Source organism: Flavobacterium pygoscelis, from assembly GCF_023162025.1.
Lineage (GTDB): Bacteria > Bacteroidota > Bacteroidia > Flavobacteriales > Flavobacteriaceae > Flavobacterium > Flavobacterium pygoscelis.
The window spans coordinates 287,921-305,582 of sequence record NZ_JALNUB010000003.1 but is presented as its reverse complement, the minus strand read 5'-3'; the positions used below and the strand labels follow the sequence as shown (position 1 = coordinate 305,582).

Sequence of the window (17,662 nt, the reverse complement as noted above, 5' to 3'; positions counted from 1 at the left end):
CATCTTTGCATTATAATAAAATAACATGAAATTTTATCCCTTACAATTTGAGCCTATTTTTAAAGAAAGAATTTGGGGCGGAGAGCAATTAAAATCAGTACTTCATAAATCATTTACTTCAAGCACTATCGGCGAAAGCTGGGAGATTTCTACCGTAAAAGAAGATGTTAGTGTTATCTCAAATGGAATCTGGAAAGGAAAATCTTTTGTAGATTTAATTAAAGAATACCCAAAGGAAATTTTAGGTACGGCAGTTTACGCACGTTTTGGTACGGAATTTCCGTTACTTTTTAAATACCTTGATGCTCGCGAGGATTTGTCAATCCAAGTTCATCCTAATAATAGTTTAGCGCAAAAACGACACAATTCTTTTGGTAAAACTGAAATGTGGTACGTAATTCAAGCAGATAAAGAGGCGCGTATTATTGTAGGTTTTAAAGAAGATTCTAACTCTAATACCTATTTAGAAAATCTCAAAAATAAAACATTACTTTCAATTTTAGATGAGGTAAACGTAAAGTCTGGTGATGCTTATTTCATAGAAAGCGGAACTGTTCATTCTATAGGAGCGGGTTTATTGTTGGCAGAAATCCAGCAAACATCTGATATAACCTATCGTTTGTATGATTTTGATAGAGTAGACGATAAAGGATTTTTAAGAGAACTACATGTTGACTTAGCTTTAGAAGCAATAAACTATAAAAAAGTACAAACCAAAAAAGAATTTACTAAAAACACCAATGAATCTAATGTGGTAGTAGATTGTCCTTACTTTACCACAAATTTTATATCGCTTGAAGGAACAATGGAAGTTGTGAAATCAGCAGAAACTTTTACTGTATATATGTGTGTTGAGGGATTTTTTGAAATTGAAAAAGATCACATTAAACTACAATATAAAAAAGGAGACACCATTTTGATTCCTGCTGCTATGAATGAATTCATTCTCAATGGAAAAGCTTCTATTTTAGAAATTTACATTTCATAGTCGGTAATAGAAAGATTATGTGTACTTTTGCAGACGCAAATTAAAATTCAAATTTTAAAAAAATAAAAATGGCAAACGTTAAAAATTTAAAAAAAGACATCAACTACGTTTTAGGAGATATTATTGAAGCAGTTTACTTATTCGAAATTTCTACTACAGGAAAACCGACTACAGAAACTAATGCTTTAATTGACGAAGCAATTGCTGCTTTTGATGTTTTGATCACTAAAGTGAACGCAAAAAAGGTTGAAGATAAAAAATCTCACTTCAAACAAATCAATGTTGAATTGGAACAAACTGCTAATCAATTGATTGCTAAAATCAACGAATTGTAGTAAAAAAAAAGCAAAAAAAAGTTCGATTTTGTTTTGGAAAAAAGAAATTCAGTCTTATATTTGCACCCGTAATGAGTCGCCAGCGTAGCTCAGTTGGCTAGAGCAGCTGATTTGTAATCAGCAGGTCGTGGGTTCGAGTCCCTCCGCCGGCTCTTAAATAAAACCACTTAACGAAAGTTAAGTGGTTTTTTGTTTTATTTCGATTTTTTTTTCAGTTTAATAGTTTGTCATAGTTTTTTTGTTAAATTTGGCGCTTAACCAAATAAAATAAATTATGGAAGAGAATTCAGTAATTGAAAGTTTCGAAATGAAATTAAACGTGTCTGCTAAAGACTTTTTAAAGGAAACAGCTAAGTGGGCTTATTTCTTATCTATTATAGGATATATAGGGATTGCTTTCTTAGTGGTAATAGCATTATTCGCGGGTACGCTATTTGCAGCAATGGCAAAAATTAATCCTGCTGTAGGAATGATGGGTGCTTCCTTTGGGATTATGATTACTGTTATTTATTTGATAATTGCGGCAATCTACTTCTTTCCGGTATATTATTTAAATAAATTTGCTTCTAACGCTAAACTAGCATTGAAGAATAATGATTCTGAAACTTTAGCTACTTCTTTTGGGTATTTGAAATCACATTATAAGTTTATTGGAATAATGACAGTAATCATTTTTTCACTTTATCTATTAATTTTTGTAGGTATGTTTATTGCTGCACTTAGCAAATAATAATCATTAATAGTATTTCAATAGCAATAGAATTACCATTTTAGTATAGTTTTCTAATTAATCTTTTGAAACATTAATAGCTTAAAATTAAAAAACCATCTTGTAATAACAAGATGGTTTTTTTTATAATTTATTTTTAAGAATCAAATAAATTATTTTTGACGTTTTGAATGTGCGACATATTCTGTTAGTTTTTTTCCGTAAAGCGATTGTGCTACTTTTGGAGACATTGCTTTCTGAATTGTATCTAAATACTTTACATTAATATCGTAAATCTCCGATAGTGCGATATAAGGAGCTACTTCGTAATCTCTATTGTTTAATGCAAAATTTGCTGCAAACAAATACTTTCTTTTAAGATTGGCATCTTGAAGGGTAGTGATACTATCTGCGGCTTTTAGATTCTGAATTTTAATAGCTTTAAATCTAGCCTCAATCATAGAAAGATTCTTGTCTGTGAAACTATTATTAATTTTTTTATACTCTTCAAATATTTCATTGTTTTTTGATCCGGTAACTTTAGCATCAAATAAATAACGATCTAAAGTGGTTTCTATCGTCATATTTCCAGGCTCGGCAAAGAAAGGAATATTGTTATCTAATGAATTAGTGGTACCACGATCGAGAGACATGTATAACATTTCAGGAGATTTTAGATCTAAATTACTTTCAAAAGTAGAAGTGCCGTCAATATTAATTGAGTCTAAGACTACTAAAGTAGTATCTACAATTCGCTGGATATACAACGTTCCTTTTTTTAATCCTTTGATATTCCCTGTAATGTGTAAATTCCCTTTAGGCTCATTTTTAGCACAAGCGAATAATAATGATAGTGTAACGAGCGCAATAATCGATTTTTTCATGTTAAGTTTAAATTTGGTTTTATTTGGAACACGATTTCGCCATTTTATGATATTCCTTGAGGCTTCAAGATCAATCTTGACGATTTCTTAGCGGTTTAAATTTTGCCGCAAAATAAAGAAAATTGTTGGAAAGATGTTGGTAATAGTATCAAATTTCACAAAAAAAATCCCAATCTATTTCTAAATTGGGATTTGATATACTTTTTTATAATTTATCCTTTTAACCAAGCTTCTTTTAAAGCTTTTTTTGTTGCATCAGACGCGTTAAGGCCTTCTTTTTGTTCGTAAGGAAGCTTTACTTTCCCTTTGATTACTTTTTCTACGCCGTTTCTTTTTATTTTGATAGTGATTGCATCGTTTTCTTTCCAGTTTTGGCTGCTAGTGATCATATCATAAATATTCGTAAGTGAGTAAGGTTTGTTGTTAATAGATACAATAATATCTCCGCCTTTTAAATCTAAATTTTTATAAAAATCATTGAGTTCAATATTTGGTTTCACACTGATTTCTTTTGTTTTTTGATCAACAGCTATATAAGGAACTTGTCCTTTTAAGAAAACATTGGCTGCTGTTTTTGTGATAGATTTTGTAATACCTACTTTGGCTAAATAGATATCATAAGGAATAGGAGTACTTCCAGATACATATGTTGTTAGGAATGTTCCCACTTCAGGATAGGTTAGCGCAGTTATTTTAGCAAAAAGTTGGTTGTCATTAAATGGTTTTGATGGTCCGTATTCATTAGATAATTTCTGCATCAAATCAAGAATCCCTCTTTCACCATTACTTTTTTCTCGGATAATAATATCCAGACACATCCCAATAAGAGCCCCTTTTTCATATACATTTAAATATTGAGCTTTGTAAGGTTCTTTCAAAACATTCGCACTCATTGTTGTGAACGGCATTGTGTCATTCATTGCATTTGCATGAGCTATTTTTTCTGCTATTCTAGTCAAGAAATCTTCTTCAGAAATTAAGCCTTGATTGATTTGGAATAAATTAGCAAAATATTCTGTAACGCCTTCATACATCCATAAATGTTCTGACATTTTTGGTGCATTATAATCAAAATTATGAATCTCTTTAGAATGAATCGATAATGGAGTAACAATATGAAAAAATTCGTGTGACACTACATCTATCATCGACTTTACCAATTCTTCTTTTGGCATCATTTCTGGTAAAACTACTGTTGTTGCGGTAGGATGTTCTAGTGCGCCAAAACCTTTAGCGTCATCTGGAGTCATTGTAGATAAGTACAATAATACACTATATTTTTTTGTAGCATTTACTTTACCTAGAAACGTTTTCTGAGCCGTCATCATAGTCTTCATTTCTGGAGTGATGCTTTCAGCAGTTACAATTCCTGTAGGAGAATAAACCCCAATAAGGATTTCCATCCCATCAATAGTAAAAGTTGTATAATCTGGTTTTGCATACATTATAGGGTTCTCTACTAATTCAGCATAACGCGATGTAACAAAAAGATCATTTGTTTTGCTTGCATCAAGATCAGTCATAGAAGTTGCGCCCCAAAGTGTTTCTGGATGTGAAATAGTTACGTGATAAGGAAGGTCTTTTTTATCTTTAAAATAACCTACAAAACCATGCATATTTAGCATAAAATTTTTGCCTGCATCGATGTTTGTTCCTGCTGGAGAAAAAATATCGTTATTTCCGAATCCGCTTCCTTTTTCGGTATCAAAGGTGTCATTTACTAAATAAGTCACTTTAGCAATTGCTTTAGCATTTTTAATGCTCCATGTATTATCGTCAACTTTAGTTGTAGTAAGGATATTTCCTTTACTGTCAAAAGCTTTAAAGTTCTCGATGTATTTGCCATAATCATCAATAGAGTAGGTTCCTGGAACAATTTTAGGGATACTGTACGTTACTTCATCGGTTGTTATTTTTGGTGAGGTAACGACAACCATTACTTTGTCGTCTTTAATGTCGTTTAAGTTAATAGAAACGGCAACGGTTTCTGTAGCAGATTTAGTATCTGTAACGGCAGTTCCTCCAGTTTTACAACTCCAAAAAAAGGAGGCGAATGCTAATGCAAAAAATATTTTTTTCATCTTTTAAGTGTTGATTTTATTAGTTAGTCTTATTCCTTTTTTAATTGTTACAATAGGTCTTATTTTTACTGTTCTATAAAAAGTGTTAATTTATAAATGGCTGTTTCTAAAATGGATGTGTCTTTATCCTCGCAGAGTAAAAATTCAATTTTAGTACTCGAATGACTGTACAACGTTAATCCTTCAAATTTATTAGTGTTGCTAATTTTTTTTGTGAATTTTATTTTCATGGTTGTCAGGTCGATGCTTCCTATAATACTGCCTAATACTTCACCGTCTTCATAAGTAGAAACTATGTCTTCGGCTGTTGCCAAAAAATAGATGCTGTTTTCCACTAGGACTGCATCTGTAAAACTGGTGCGAACACCTTTTATTTTTGGTAGACTATATTCGTTTGAAAGAATGCTAGATGGTTTCGTTATACTTTCTCCTTTAATGGTAAAAAGTACATTTTTGGCAGCGATTCCATTTCCTCGATTTAAAAAATACCAAGTTTTACCATCGTAAATAGCGCCTTCAAGATTAAAATCTTCGGGATTTATTTTACCAACGCTTTGCATCAGTTTATATAAATTAGAGAGATCGTTGGTTGCTATTATCTTTTTTGTAGTCCAATCTATTTGTATGTTTTTATTTCTTTTGTCAGTCGATCCTGAACCAAAAATATAGAGGTTGTCTCCGTGGTTGGTAATAGATTCAAAATCGGGTTTGTCTTTTTTAGGAATATTTTCAGTTGGATTTTCGATTAATGGATGCCGATTTAATTCGTTTGAATTTATATTGTATTCGTAAAGAAATCCACTATTGTCACCAATAATCCAGAGTGTGTTGTTTTTGTATATAAGTCCAGAAGCAGAGCCAATTCCGATGATTTGAAATAATAAATCGATTTTAAATTTTTCCATTGGTAGAGTTTTGAAAATGGGTTCTTAGCCCTGATGGCAGCGGTATCCTTTTGCTTTAGCCTTTTTGGCGAAGCAAAAGATATAGCGTACAGCAGGAAAAAGCTCCTTAAAATTTGCTATATTTGAGTTTATAAAGATAAATTATTTCCTATGAAATCTATAAATCCAGATGATTTTAAAGTGGTTGACAAGATTAAATTGTCTGCACTACCAACTAATCTAGAAGTTGGTGCTAGCGATGAAAAAAAAGAAAATAAATTAGAGAAAATAACTGCCAAGTTAAGCGAATTGCAGGACGTTATGTACGCGCACAATAGATATGGTGTACTGATTTGCTTGCAAGGAATGGACACTTCTGGAAAAGACAGTTTGATACGCGAAGTTTTTAAAGGGTTTAATTCACGAGGAGTTGTGGTTAGTAGTTTTAAAACTCCAAATTCTACTGAACTGGAACATGATTATTTATGGCGTCACTATTTAGCTTTACCTGAAAAGGGAAAATTTGCGATTTTTAATAGAACTCATTATGAGAATGTTTTAGTAACACGTGTTCATCCAGAATATATCCTGAATGAGAATTTGCCTGGAATAGAAAAGGTAGAAGACATTACAGCCGAGTTTTGGGAAAATAGAATGGAGCAAATTAGAAATTTTGAAAAGCACATTGCTCAAAACGGAATTATAGTTCTGAAATTCTTTATGCATTTAAGTAAGGAAGAGCAAAGACAACGATTGTTGCGACGTTTAGAAGAAGGGAAACACAATTGGAAGTTCTCGACTGGTGATCTAAAAGAAAGAGAACACTGGGAGGAATATATGGAGTATTATGAAGAAGCAATAAATAAAACCGCAACTAAAGAGGCACCTTGGTATGTAATTCCAGCTGATGATAAAGAAATGGCGCGTTACATTGTAGGAAAAATTATTTGGGAAGAAATGCAAAAATATACCGATATTAAAGAGCCTGAAATGGATGATAAAATACGAGCAAACATAGCCGTTTACAAAGAAATGTTAGATAAAGAATAAACAAAAAAAAATGCGCTGAGATCAGCGCATTTTTTTTTAATCAAATATAGTTTATAGTTTAAAACCATAAGCGATACGTAAAGCAATTTGATTCGTGTCATACTCTGTGTATGATTCATAACGCAAACTTACATCAATATCTTTTCCAGCAAATCCAACTCCTGGAGACCATAAGTAAGTGTCTTGTTTGTATCCGTTAGTTACAGCAATACCACCACCAACTTCACCTAATACATAAAATTGATCTTCCCATACGAAAGCTTTAAATCCTAACTTTACAGGAATAAATCCAAGATCTTTTACACCATCATTGATGAATAAGTTTGTAAAACCTGTAGTTAATGTTGCTGAGTATCTTTTTGTTAAATCGTACTGAAGTCTTACATCTCCACCTATTGAATAGTTGTAAACATCTTCGTTTGTAGGTACACCAGCGTTAAGACCAACACCTAAACGGAAACCTTGATCGTAATTTTCTAATTTATTAGTTTCTTGAGCTTGAGTTTGATTTGAAAACATTACTGCCATTGTAAATGCTACTGCGATTTTAATTTTTCCTGAAATTTTCATAATTGTTCTTTTTAAATTTTATTCTAATTTTTTTGTTTTAGTGTGTCAAACACAACGGTACAAATGTAAAATTGTTAGCGCTCGAAATAGTTATACAATTTGAAGCCTTTGTTATAGAATTACTTGTTTGGATGAGATAATTTTTAAAATAGTAGCTTATATATTCAATTGTATCGATACAATTCATTGCTTCTGCTTACCTTTGTCGACTTTAAAAAAAAGCAAGTGAATTTATCCCAGTACACCAAAGAGTTTTCTTATAATTTAAAATTAGCGTATCCTATTATTTTAGGAATGCTAGGACATACCATTGTTGGTATTGTTGATAATATAATGGTTGGAAAATTAGGTCCAACAGAACTAGCAGCGGTTTCTTTAGGAAATAGTTTTGTTTTTATAGCCTTATCATTAGGCATTGGTTTCTCTACTGCGATTACACCGTTGGCAGCAGAAGCGGATGGTAAAAATGATATAGAAGAAGGAAGGAGTGTTTTTCATCACGGATTGTTTTTATGTACGATCTTAGGATTTACTTTATTCTTGATTATTTTCTTTTTTAAACCTTTGATTTCCTTGATGGGTCAGCCGGATATTGTGGTCGAAATGGCCAAACCTTATCTTGATATTGTTGCTTTTTCTCTAGTCCCTTTGATAATTTACCAAGCCTACAAGCAATTTGCTGATGGTAAGTCGGAGACGAAATATTCTATGTGGGCTACCATTATAGGTAATGTAGTCAATGTGGTGATCAATTATTTTTTAATTTATGGTATTTGGATTTTTCCTAAAATGGGAATTGTCGGAGCCGGAATTGGTACCATTGTTTCTCGTATCGTAATGTTGGTTTATATGCATTATAGTTTGATTAGAAAACCAAAATTTCATCCTTATTTTGAAAATTTTAGTTTTAAAGAGATTAAGAAAAAAATGCTGAATAAGATTATTAATTTAGGCTTACCGTCTTCAATGCAAATGTTTTTTGAGGTAGCTTTGTTTACAGGAGCTATTTGGCTTTCAGGACTTTTAGGTACGACTAGCCAAGCCGCGAATCAGATAGCGCTAAGTTTAGCCTCTCTAACTTTTATGTTTGCAATGGGTTTGAGTGTTGCTGTAATGATTAGAGTAGGAAACCAAAAAGGATTAATGGATTATGTAAAATTACAACTCGTAGCTCGCTCCATATTTTTACTAGCCATACTCTTAGAAATTGTTTTTGCTGTTATCTTTATCGTTTTTTACCAATATTTACCTAGAATTTTCGTTGATGTCAATGATATCAAGCATATTGTAGAAACTAAAGAAGTTATTTTAATCGCTTCGCAACTATTATTTGTTGCTGCATTTTTTCAAATTTCTGACGGAATACAAGTAGTTGTTTTAGGAGCGTTAAGGGGTTTGCAAGATGTAAAAGTGCCTATGTATATTACATTTGTTGCTTATTGGGTTATCGGATTTCCAATTTCAATTTACTTAGGATTGTACACTGATTTGAAAGCCATCGGTATTTGGATTGGACTTTCGGCTGGACTTACAGCTGCGGCTATATTTTTGTATATTCGCTTTGCAAGACTAACAAAAAAATTAATTTTAGAAGGACAATTTAAAGATATTAATAAATAAAATATATTATGGAATTACCAAAATTTTTACTAGGTGACAATACTGACTTCCCAGAAGACATTTTTATCATACATCTCGATTATCCAAGATTTATAATCAATTTGAAAGACGATGAGGTAGAGTTTATTGAAGAGGCTGAAGATCTAGATGAAGGAGAATTAAATGCAGAAATGGAAGGATTAATTGTTCTTGCAAATGATTTTTACGATCGTGAAATGGAGCGCTACGAAAAAGAATAGTTTTTACAAAAAAAATTAGTGTATCGAAAATAAAGTAAAAAGCTGATTACAAACAAAATAAAGTCTGAGAAATTGGAGTGTTGATTTGTTTATGATTGGCTTTTATTTTTTGTTTTAATTTTATAACAGAATCATATTCCTTTTATTCTGTTTATTTTTGTTTAAAATTAATATCCATTTATAAAATATAATAATTTCCTCTTAATGAAAAAATTAGCTTTTTTAAAACCTGTTTTTAACTTTATGGCAATTGGATTGCTAATTATGACTTTGAGTCGGTTGTTTTTATTTTTCTTATTCAAAGATCGAGTAGTTGAAACGGAGAATTACTGGTATATCTTTCCAATTGGCTTACGAATGGACTTAATTCTTTTGAGTTATTTATCCTTTCTTCCAGCGCTCTTAGTTACATTTACTCCAAATAATGCTATTAAATTCGTTAATAAAATCCTGCCTTTCTATAGTATTTTATTTCTGTTTTTGATTCTTTTTGTCGAGCTTGCTACTCCAGATTTTGTAAAGCAATACGATACACGTCCCAATAAAATCTTCTTAGATTATCTAATATATCCCAAAGAAGTGGTTGGAATGTTGCTAAAAAGCTATTTGACCTCCATTATAGTTACTTTTTTAATTCTGGGTATTGTATTGTATTTTGCTCTAAAAAAAGGAAAAGTTCTCTTTCATACTCATTCTTCAGATTATAAATTCAAATTACTACTCTTTCCATTGGTGCTCTTTTTACTCTTTTTTGGAGCACGTTCTAGTTTGACCTCTAAAAGACCTATTAATGCCAGCAATGCAGTTTTTTCTACAGATCAATTGACCAATTGCTTAGGATTAAATTCTTTTTACACAGTTGCATTTGCTGCTTATTCAATTAAGAACGAAGGAAATACAAAAATGTATGGCAAAATGGAGGAGGCAGAAGCCACAGCACGTGTAAAAAAATACATGGATGTGACTCAATTTACAGATCCAGCTATTCCTTTTTTGCATGTTCAAACTCCAGACACCATCTTAAAAAGACCGTACAATTTAGTTATCTTTTTACAAGAAAGTTTAGGTGCAGAATATGTTGGAATTTTAGGTGGAAAACCCCTAACACCGGAGTTTGATAAACTTTCTAAAGAAGGTTTATTGTTTACAAATCTATATTGTACTGGTACGCGTAGTGTAAGAGGGATAGAAGCGGTAGTTACAGGATTTCTTCCATCTCCATCAGAAAGTGTGGTAAAATTAGGTAATTCACAACAAGGGTTTTTTACTTTGGCAGAAGCTTTAAAACGCAAAGGATACGAAACCAGTTTTATTTATGGAGGAATGTCTAATTTTGACAATATGGCTTCTTTTTTTAACGGAAATGGTTTTGAGGATATTGTAGATCAAGATGATTTTGATGCTGATGGTAAAAAATATGCTTTTAAAGGAACTTGGGGTTATTCTGATGAAGACTTAGTAGTTAAGGCCAACGATTATTTTAAATCAAAAGGAGACAAACCATTCTTTTCATTGATGTTTTCTACATCCAATCACGAACCTTTTGAATATCCCGAAGGAAGAATAAAAAGATACGATCAGAAAGCTGCAACGGTGAACAATGCCATGAAATATGCTGATTTCTCGATTGGAAAATTCATGGAAATGGCTAAAAAAGAACCGTATTATAAAAACACTATTTTTATTGTGATAGCAGATCACAACACCAGAACATTTGGTAAAAATTTAGTTCCCATCAATAAATTTCATATTCCTGCTTTAATAATTGGACCAAATGTTCCTAAAGGAAAAACATACGATCAATTAGCGAGTCAAATTGATATTCCGCCTACATTATTAAGTTATTTAGGTGCTGAGTTTGAAACTCCTATGGTGGGGAGAAATTTAACTAAAATAAAGGCAACAACAAAAGGAAGATCAATCATGCAGTTTAATGATATCAATGCTTTTAGAATTGAGGATCAAGTTGTTATTATGCAACCTAATTTGCAACCTTTGCAATTTAAAATTAAAAATGATACTACATTGATTCCTGTAAAATTAGATCCTGAATTGGCAAAAGATGCTTTAGCGCATGTGATTACTGCAGGTAATTTATATAGAGAAAATAAATATAAGCTAAGAGATATCAAGAAAAAGAAATAGAAACTAGTCCATATTCTGCTGATTGTTTTTAGAATTTTGATACAAGTTTAATAATTTTTGAGCGGCTGCAAATGGTGATATTTCATTATTTTGCACCGCTTTTTTTGTAGGTTCTAAAAGATTTTGTATTTCGTGTTGGTTGTAGAAATTTATTTTTAATTGCTCATTTATGGTTTCCAGCATCCAATATTGATTTTGTTCTTTTCTTTTTTCAAAAAAGGATTGATTTTCTTTAGTCAATGCTAGAAATTTTTGAATTATTTCCCAAACCACTGGAATGCCTTCCTGAGTGATAGCGCTACAAGTGGAGGTTTTAGGAATCCATCCTGATTTTTTTGCTGGAAAAAGATGTAATGCTCTATTGAATTCCATTTTAGCAAACTGCGCTTTTTTAATGTTATCACCATCGGCTTTATTAATTACAATAGCATCTGCCATTTCCATAATACCCCGTTTTATGCCTTGTAATTCATCTCCAGCACCCGCTATTTTTAGCAATAAAAAGAAATCTACCATACTATGAACAGCGGTTTCACTTTGGCCAACGCCAACCGTTTCTATAATAATAGTATCAAAACCACACGCTTCGCAAAGTGTAATTGTTTCACGAGTTTTTCGAGCAACACCTCCTAATGTTTCACCAGAAGCAGACGGCCGGATATAAGCATTTTTATCTTTAACCAATTCTTCCATACGAGTTTTATCACCCAGAATACTACCATGACTTATGGTGCTACTAGGATCAACAGCAAGAACCGCTACTTTTTTTCCTTGATTGGTCAAAAATTTACCAAAGGCTTCAATAAAAGTACTTTTACCTACACCGGGAACACCAGTAATTCCAATTCGCATCGATTTCCCAGAATGTGGTAAACAAGCATTAATTACTTCATTGGCTTTGCTTAGGTGATTGTTATTTGTACTCTCCACTAAAGTAATGGCACGACTCAAAGCAGTTATGTTTCCCGCTAAAATACCTTCAACTAATGCAGTTGCTGAAGGTTGTATTTTTCTAAAATGCTGAATTGTTCCAATAGAAGTTAAACTAGTAGTTTCTGGTGGAGCAATTCCTGCTTTTTCATTCAAAGCGCTAGGATGTGATTTTTTGTTTTGCAAAATGGATGATTTGAAAAGTAAAAGTAGTGAAAACATAAACAGTTTCAAAAAAAGCATCCTATATCAAGTCATTGTTTACCTAGTAAAAGGATTCTTTTTTTTGTTCAATTAAAATAAGAATTATAAAAGGAGACAATGCTTTTTTACCAATATCATTATTATTAATACTATAAATGGCAATGATGTAATTATTATTCATTTCTGTTTTTCTTTATTTCTAGGAGATATATAAATAGTATTTTTGCAATCAATTGTGTATCATGTATAACTTTGCATTAATTTTTATTTTTTTATTTCTAGGTCTTTTTCTTCAAAAGTTAAAGGGCTTCCCTACGGAAATTTACAAACTTTTAAATAAGATTGTAATTTACTTGTGTCTTCCTGCTATTGCATTGTATTATATACCTAAAATCGTATGGAATAACCAACTGTTATATCCCATTGGAGTAGCTTGGCTTGGATTTGCAGCTTCTTATCTGTTTTTTAGTCTTTTAGGTAAAAAGCTCGGATGGTCTCGTAAGCTTACAGGATGTTTAATTATTACAGCTGGTTTAGGAAACACCTCTTTTTTAGGTTATCCAATCATCGAAGCATTGTATGGAGAGGAAGGGTTAAAAACGGCTATTTTAGTAGATCAACCTGGCTCATTTGTTGTGCTTTCTACCGTTGCTATTCTGATTGCTACTTTGTACTCTACTGGAAAGCCAAATGGTCTCGAAATCGCAAAAAAAATTGCTATTTTCCCACCATTCATCACTTTTGTGATAGCTTGTTTGATGAATTTTTTAAATGTTGATTTTCACGAATACATTCAATATTTTCTTCAAAAAACAGGAAGTGTTATTACGCCATTAGCCATGCTTTCTGTTGGTTTGCAATTACAGTTTGATAAAAGAAGTCAGCATTGGAGATTCTTAGGATTGGGACTTTTATTTAAATTAATACTCACTCCGGCTTTCATCTATTTACTGTATGTTGTAATTTTGCAGCAGCATTCAAAAACGATAGACGTAGCTGTTATGGAATCTGCAATGGCTCCAATGATTACTGGGAGCATTCTCGCAACGACTCACGGATTAAAACCTAAATTGAGTAGTATGATGATTGGTTTTGGAATTCCACTTTCTTTCATCACCTTAATTTTTTGGTATTTTGTACTTCAACTATAAATCTTATTTGAAGCAGTATTAATGTATTTTATTAAAAAAAATGAATTTATCCTCCACTAACGCATCAACTATTGATGGCGTTTCTACTGCACAAAAAACAGTTTATCCTATATTATTTTCAATTGCATTTGCGCATTTGATTAATGATTTATTACAAGCAGTAATTCCTGCTGCTTATCCTATTTTAAAGGACAATTATAATTTAACATTTACTCAAATAGGCTTAATTACATTAGCATATCAACTAGCAGCATCGATTTTGCAACCTTTGGTAGGTTTGTACACCGATAAAAGGCCTAAACCTTTTTCTCAGATTTTCGGAATGATTTTTACAGCACTCGGAATAGTCTCTTTGTCTTACGCAGCTAGTTTTTCTATGATTATTCTTTCGGTTGTTTTAGTAGGAATTGGTTCTTCAATTTTTCATCCAGAAGCTTCTCGCATCTCCTTTTTAGCCTCTGGAGGAAAGCGTGGTTTAGCACAATCTATATTTCAGTTGGGTGGAAATGCTGGTACAGCTTTAGGACCTTTGTTAGTGGCATTAATCGTTGTGCCTAATGCGCAACACTACATTATTTGGTTTCTTGTAGCGGCAGTCATCGGATTATTAGTTTTGAGTAGAATAGCACTTTGGTATCAAAATCACCTCAGTTTAAGAAGTACCAAAAAAGCAGTAATCGATTTGCCGAATTTGTCTCAAAATCAAATTGTAATTTCGGTAGTAATTTTGATGGTGCTCATATTCTCAAAATTTGTTTATATGGCTAGTATGTCTAGTTATTTTACTTTTTATTTGATGGAGAGATTTAATTTATCTGTTCAAGATGCTCAATTTCATTTGGTTCTCTTTTTAGCTTCGTGTGCTTTAGGAACCTTAATTGGAGGTCCTTTAGGAGATAAATTTGGCCGAAAATATGTTATCTGGTTTTCTGTATTAGGAGCCGCTCCGTTTACATTATTGTTGCCATTTGTAGATTTATTCTGGACAGGTGTATTATCAGTAGTAATCGGTACAATTATCTCTTCGGCATTTCCAGCAATTTTGGTTTATGCACAAGAATTATTGCCTAAAAAACTGGGTATGGTTTCCGGTCTGTTTTATGGTTTTGCTTTCGGAATGGGCGGTCTTGGTTCCGCTTTGTTAGGAAATTTAGCAGATCATAGCAGTATTACTTATGTCTATCATTTATGTGCTTATTTGCCTCTAATCGGGATCATAGCTTTCTTTTTGCCTAACTTAAAGAAAAAACAGGCCTAATATTATTTTTTTCTGGAGCTTATTCCTGTCTCCATTATATCTTTTATTTCCTATTCTTCCTTCGTCTTAATAGGAAATAAAAGGATGCCATTGCGATCAGGGCTATGAGTTTAGTATTCCTAAGGCTAATTTTATTATTACTTTTTTTTTGTTTTTAAGTAAAACGAGTAGAATTTTAAGTTTATATTTTTCTTTATCAATTTAAATTCAATAACTTACCGTACTATTAATCAAATAAATAAATGAGTATGGCAACAGTACGATTGGGCGATATTGCCCCTGATTTTGAAGCAGAGACCTCACAAGGAAAAATAAAATTTCATGAATGGCTGGGAGATTCATGGTGTATATTATTTTCACATCCAGCTGATTTTACTCCAGTTTGTACTACTGAATTAGGAACAGTAGCAAACTATTATCCTGAATTTCAAAAACGAAATGTAAAAGTTATTGCTTTGAGTGTTGATGGAGTAGCCTCTCACATGGAGTGGATTAAGGATATAAATGAAACTCAAAATACTACTGTAAATTTTCCTATCATTGCCGACGAGGATAAGCATGTTGCTATGTTATATGATATGATGCATCCCAATGCCAGTGAAAGTTTTACAGTTCGTTCTGTTTTTATAATTGGACCCGATAAAAAAATTAAATTAACACTGACGTATCCAGCTTCTACGGGCAGAAATTTTGATGAATTGTTACGTGTAATTGATAGTTTACAGCTAACTGCAAATTATAGTGTAGCCACACCAGCGAATTGGAAAGACGGTGATCCTGTTGTAATTTCACCATCAATTAAAGATGAAGATATTGCGGCAAAATTTCCAAAAGGTTCCGAACGAATAAAACCATATTTAAGAATGACACCACAACCTAATAAATAGGTCTTTTCATTTTACAAGTTAAAACAAAAAGCAGTATGTATTATTATACTGCTTTTTGTTTTATAATTATTTTTTATTGGTAATTAATAGCCCCAATACTATAATAGCCATACTTATAATTTGTATAAATTCAATAGATTGGTCTAGAAAAAAATATGCGAGAATACCACTAAATATTGGAATCAAGTAATAAATAACAGCTGTTTTTGATGTGCCAATTAATCCGATGGCTTCGTTCCATAAATAAAAAGAAACTAACGAAGCGAATATGCCAACATAGGAGATAATAAGAAGTGTCTTTGAATCGATTACTACTTTTTCGAGATAAGTATTTTCCCAGAGGTAAAAAGGCAGCAGTATCAAGGTGCCAATTACGAATACAGAATATAAAAACACTTTAGGCTCTAATTCCTTTGGCTTTTTTCTAACTAAAAGAGTATAACAAGCAAAGAAAAAACAGGCGAGGAGCATTAATAAATCTCCAAATGCAAAGTTAATACGAAGCAATGCGTCTAATGAACCTTTACTAATAAGTACTAAAACTCCTGTAATTATAGTTATAATTCCCGCTATAGCTAGATTCGAAACTTTCTCTTTAAATACAATTCTAGAAATCCCTATAATAAATAAGGGAATCGAGATAGCCATCAAGGATAAATTAAAAGCACTCGTGGTTTTTCCGGCAAAGTAAATTAAAGTGTTAAAGATTGAGATACCTAATATTGCAGTTAATAAGAGATATTTAATGTGTTTTTTTACAATTTTAAAATCTATAATAGTCGCTCTCAAAGCTAAAGGAGTAAGTACGACACAAGCAACTGTCCAACGCCAAAAAGCCAAGCCTATTGGCGGAATATGTTCTTTTACGCCACTAGCAATAACCATGTTTACCGACCATAAAAATGTAGCTAGCAATGCAAATAAAATGCCTTTTGTTGTCTTGCTCATTAAACAAGATTTTTTATTTTGGCATGTTGCAATAACAAGATTGTTTTGGCATCTTTAATTTCACCCGATTCGATTTTAGCATAAGCTTCCTCAAAGGACATTTCTAAAACATCAATATTTTCTTCTTCACTTTCTAATCCGCCACCTTCACTCACTTTTAGACTTTCGTCATAGTGTCCTACAAACAAATATAGAATTTCTGTCACGGCACCTGGCGACATATAAGTTTCCATTACTTTTTGTACAGCAGTAATTCGGTATCCAGTTTCTTCCTCAGTCTCTCTTATGATGCATTGTTCTGGATTATCTTGATCTAGTAATCCCGCGCAAACCTCAATCATCATTCCCGATGCATTCCCATTTAAGTAAGTAGGCAATCGGAACTGTCGGGTAAGAATAACTGTTTTTTGTTTGGTATTGTACAACAGAATAGCTGCACCATTGCCACGATCATACACTTCTCGTTTTTGAGTGATCCATGATCCATCTTTCTTTTGATAATCAAATGTTACTTTATTTAAAATATAGTGGTTATCAGAAAGGACTTCGGTTTTTTGTATGTTAATTACGGGGTTTTTCATGTGAAATGGATTTTGTTTAAAAGAGTATTCTAGAGCAATATTGTAGCTGTTTATTTCATACTACAATAATAACTTAAGGAGTGTATTTGTTAATCGTCATCAATTTACTAAATAGCCAAAATAAATTTGAGATTTAGAGTGGAGTAGGTTTGTGATCTTAATTAAAAAGCTATTGTTTAAAAAAAAAACGCTCTGAAT

General features: G+C 32.1%; 17 protein-coding genes and 1 tRNA gene. 11 read left to right on the top strand and 7 right to left on the bottom strand.

Annotation, left to right across the window (positions count from 1 at the left end; all coding sequences use genetic code 11):
- The first annotated feature begins 25 nt into the window (after nucleotides 1-25).
- The 4 genes from MW871_RS05840 (at nucleotide 26) to MW871_RS05825 (ending at nucleotide 2,053) form a co-directional block, all read left to right on the top strand.
- Nucleotides 26-988: a type I phosphomannose isomerase catalytic subunit gene (locus MW871_RS05840; RefSeq protein WP_248427919.1), complete on the top strand. Its 963-nt coding sequence runs from the start codon at nucleotides 26-28 to the stop codon at nucleotides 986-988.
- A 68-nt stretch (nucleotides 989-1,056) separates the two neighbouring features.
- The gene (locus tag MW871_RS05835; RefSeq protein WP_188050083.1) at nucleotides 1,057-1,323 is read left to right on the top strand and encodes a hypothetical protein; all 267 of its coding nucleotides are present in this window, start codon (nucleotides 1,057-1,059) and stop codon (nucleotides 1,321-1,323) included.
- A 78-nt stretch (nucleotides 1,324-1,401) separates the two neighbouring features.
- Nucleotides 1,402-1,475 (top strand) — tRNA-Thr (locus MW871_RS05830).
- Between the two features lie 122 nt (nucleotides 1,476-1,597).
- Entirely contained in the window at nucleotides 1,598-2,053 is a 456-nt protein-coding gene (locus MW871_RS05825) for a hypothetical protein (protein ID WP_188050085.1), read from the top strand.
- Between the two features lie 152 nt (nucleotides 2,054-2,205).
- On the opposite strand, the gene MW871_RS05820 is transcribed toward MW871_RS05825, so the two are convergent.
- The 3 genes from MW871_RS05820 to MW871_RS05810 form a co-directional block, all read right to left on the bottom strand.
- The gene (locus tag MW871_RS05820; RefSeq protein WP_248427918.1) at nucleotides 2,206-2,916 is read right to left on the bottom strand and encodes a DUF4369 domain-containing protein; all 711 of its coding nucleotides are present in this window, start codon (nucleotides 2,914-2,916) and stop codon (nucleotides 2,206-2,208) included.
- 212 nt (nucleotides 2,917-3,128) lie between these two features.
- Complete coding sequence (locus MW871_RS05815; RefSeq protein WP_210645610.1) at nucleotides 3,129-4,997, bottom strand: M61 family metallopeptidase; 1,869 nt, start codon at nucleotides 4,995-4,997, stop codon at nucleotides 3,129-3,131.
- 65 nt (nucleotides 4,998-5,062) lie between these two features.
- A complete protein-coding gene (locus MW871_RS05810) occupies nucleotides 5,063-5,902 on the bottom strand; it encodes a DUF6929 family protein (RefSeq protein WP_248427917.1) in 840 nt (279 codons plus the stop codon).
- Between the two features lie 150 nt (nucleotides 5,903-6,052).
- Here MW871_RS05810 and MW871_RS05805 point away from each other — a divergent pair, with 150 nt between their 5' ends.
- Complete coding sequence (locus MW871_RS05805; RefSeq protein WP_248427916.1) at nucleotides 6,053-6,931, top strand: PPK2 family polyphosphate kinase; 879 nt, start codon at nucleotides 6,053-6,055, stop codon at nucleotides 6,929-6,931.
- A 51-nt stretch (nucleotides 6,932-6,982) separates the two neighbouring features.
- Here the strand turns inward: MW871_RS05805 and MW871_RS05800 are convergent, their stop codons facing one another.
- On the bottom strand, nucleotides 6,983-7,501 hold the full coding sequence (locus MW871_RS05800; protein WP_188050095.1) for a hypothetical protein: 519 nt from the start codon (nucleotides 7,499-7,501) through the stop codon (nucleotides 6,983-6,985).
- 225 nt (nucleotides 7,502-7,726) lie between these two features.
- Between MW871_RS05800 and MW871_RS05795 the strand changes: the two genes are divergently transcribed.
- The 3 genes from MW871_RS05795 to MW871_RS05785 all read left to right on the top strand — a co-directional run bounded on the left by MW871_RS05795 (nucleotide 7,727) and on the right by MW871_RS05785 (nucleotide 11,505).
- A complete protein-coding gene (locus MW871_RS05795; protein ID WP_188050097.1) occupies nucleotides 7,727-9,121 on the top strand; it encodes an MATE family efflux transporter in 1,395 nt (464 codons plus the stop codon).
- An 8-nt stretch (nucleotides 9,122-9,129) separates the two neighbouring features.
- Nucleotides 9,130-9,360 (top strand): hypothetical protein, encoded by a 231-nt coding sequence (locus tag MW871_RS05790; RefSeq protein ID WP_188050099.1) that lies wholly within the window; start codon nucleotides 9,130-9,132, stop codon nucleotides 9,358-9,360.
- A gap of 204 nt (nucleotides 9,361-9,564) precedes the next feature.
- Entirely contained in the window at nucleotides 9,565-11,505 is a 1,941-nt protein-coding gene (locus MW871_RS05785) for an LTA synthase family protein (RefSeq protein WP_248427915.1), read from the top strand.
- Nucleotides 11,506-11,508: 3 nt separating this feature from the next.
- Here the strand turns inward: MW871_RS05785 and meaB are convergent, their stop codons facing one another.
- Nucleotides 11,509-12,657, bottom strand: a complete 1,149-nt coding sequence (meaB, locus tag MW871_RS05780) for a methylmalonyl Co-A mutase-associated GTPase MeaB (protein WP_427854627.1) — start codon at nucleotides 12,655-12,657, stop codon at nucleotides 11,509-11,511.
- Nucleotides 12,658-12,881: 224 nt separating this feature from the next.
- On the opposite strand from meaB, the gene MW871_RS05775 reads away from it, so the two are divergent.
- The 3 genes from MW871_RS05775 (at nucleotide 12,882) to MW871_RS05765 (ending at nucleotide 15,935) form a co-directional block, all read left to right on the top strand.
- Nucleotides 12,882-13,790, top strand: coding sequence for an AEC family transporter (locus tag MW871_RS05775; protein WP_248427913.1), 909 nt, complete (start codon nucleotides 12,882-12,884; stop codon nucleotides 13,788-13,790).
- Between the two features lie 40 nt (nucleotides 13,791-13,830).
- Complete coding sequence (locus MW871_RS05770; RefSeq protein ID WP_248427912.1) at nucleotides 13,831-15,048, top strand: MFS transporter; 1,218 nt, start codon at nucleotides 13,831-13,833, stop codon at nucleotides 15,046-15,048.
- Between the two features lie 248 nt (nucleotides 15,049-15,296).
- Entirely contained in the window at nucleotides 15,297-15,935 is a 639-nt protein-coding gene (locus MW871_RS05765) for a peroxiredoxin (protein ID WP_210645618.1), read from the top strand.
- Nucleotides 15,936-16,001: 66 nt separating this feature from the next.
- Here MW871_RS05765 and MW871_RS05760 read toward each other — a convergent pair whose 3' ends face one another.
- Together MW871_RS05760 and nudK are read right to left on the bottom strand one after the other, a co-directional pair.
- Complete coding sequence (locus MW871_RS05760; protein WP_248427911.1) at nucleotides 16,002-16,883, bottom strand: DMT family transporter; 882 nt, start codon at nucleotides 16,881-16,883, stop codon at nucleotides 16,002-16,004.
- Nucleotides 16,883-17,464, bottom strand: coding sequence for a GDP-mannose pyrophosphatase NudK (gene nudK, locus MW871_RS05755; RefSeq protein WP_248427910.1), 582 nt, complete (start codon nucleotides 17,462-17,464; stop codon nucleotides 16,883-16,885). The genes MW871_RS05760 and nudK overlap by 1 nt, the downstream gene beginning before the upstream one ends.
- Nucleotides 17,465-17,662 lie beyond the last annotated feature (198 nt).

What these genes read in the sequence shown, in the direction of transcription:
- MW871_RS05805 (WP_248427916.1), top strand. Translation starts at nt 6,053, where the DNA reads ATGAAATCTATAAATCCAGATGATTTTAAAGTGGTTGACAAGATTAAA.
- MW871_RS05775 (WP_248427913.1), top strand. Translation starts at nt 12,882, where the DNA reads ATGTATAACTTTGCATTAATTTTTATTTTTTTATTTCTAGGTCTTTTT.
- MW871_RS05840 (WP_248427919.1), top strand. Translation starts at nt 26, where the DNA reads ATGAAATTTTATCCCTTACAATTTGAGCCTATTTTTAAAGAAAGAATT.
- MW871_RS05785 (WP_248427915.1), top strand. Translation starts at nt 9,565, where the DNA reads ATGAAAAAATTAGCTTTTTTAAAACCTGTTTTTAACTTTATGGCAATT.
- nudK (WP_248427910.1), bottom strand. Translation starts at nt 17,464, where the DNA reads ATGAAAAACCCCGTAATTAACATACAAAAAACCGAAGTCCTTTCTGAT.
- MW871_RS05760 (WP_248427911.1), bottom strand. Translation starts at nt 16,883, where the DNA reads ATGAGCAAGACAACAAAAGGCATTTTATTTGCATTGCTAGCTACATTT.
- MW871_RS05820 (WP_248427918.1), bottom strand. Translation starts at nt 2,916, where the DNA reads ATGAAAAAATCGATTATTGCGCTCGTTACACTATCATTATTATTCGCT.
- MW871_RS05810 (WP_248427917.1), bottom strand. Translation starts at nt 5,902, where the DNA reads ATGGAAAAATTTAAAATCGATTTATTATTTCAAATCATCGGAATTGGC.
- MW871_RS05815 (WP_210645610.1), bottom strand. Translation starts at nt 4,997, where the DNA reads ATGAAAAAAATATTTTTTGCATTAGCATTCGCCTCCTTTTTTTGGAGT.
- meaB (WP_427854627.1), bottom strand. Translation starts at nt 12,657, where the DNA reads ATGTTTTCACTACTTTTACTTTTCAAATCATCCATTTTGCAAAACAAA.
- MW871_RS05790 (WP_188050099.1), top strand. Translation starts at nt 9,130, where the DNA reads ATGGAATTACCAAAATTTTTACTAGGTGACAATACTGACTTCCCAGAA.
- MW871_RS05770 (WP_248427912.1), top strand. Translation starts at nt 13,831, where the DNA reads ATGAATTTATCCTCCACTAACGCATCAACTATTGATGGCGTTTCTACT.
- MW871_RS05765 (WP_210645618.1), top strand. Translation starts at nt 15,297, where the DNA reads ATGGCAACAGTACGATTGGGCGATATTGCCCCTGATTTTGAAGCAGAG.
- MW871_RS05825 (WP_188050085.1), top strand. Translation starts at nt 1,598, where the DNA reads ATGGAAGAGAATTCAGTAATTGAAAGTTTCGAAATGAAATTAAACGTG.
- MW871_RS05835 (WP_188050083.1), top strand. Translation starts at nt 1,057, where the DNA reads ATGGCAAACGTTAAAAATTTAAAAAAAGACATCAACTACGTTTTAGGA.
- MW871_RS05800 (WP_188050095.1), bottom strand. Translation starts at nt 7,501, where the DNA reads ATGAAAATTTCAGGAAAAATTAAAATCGCAGTAGCATTTACAATGGCA.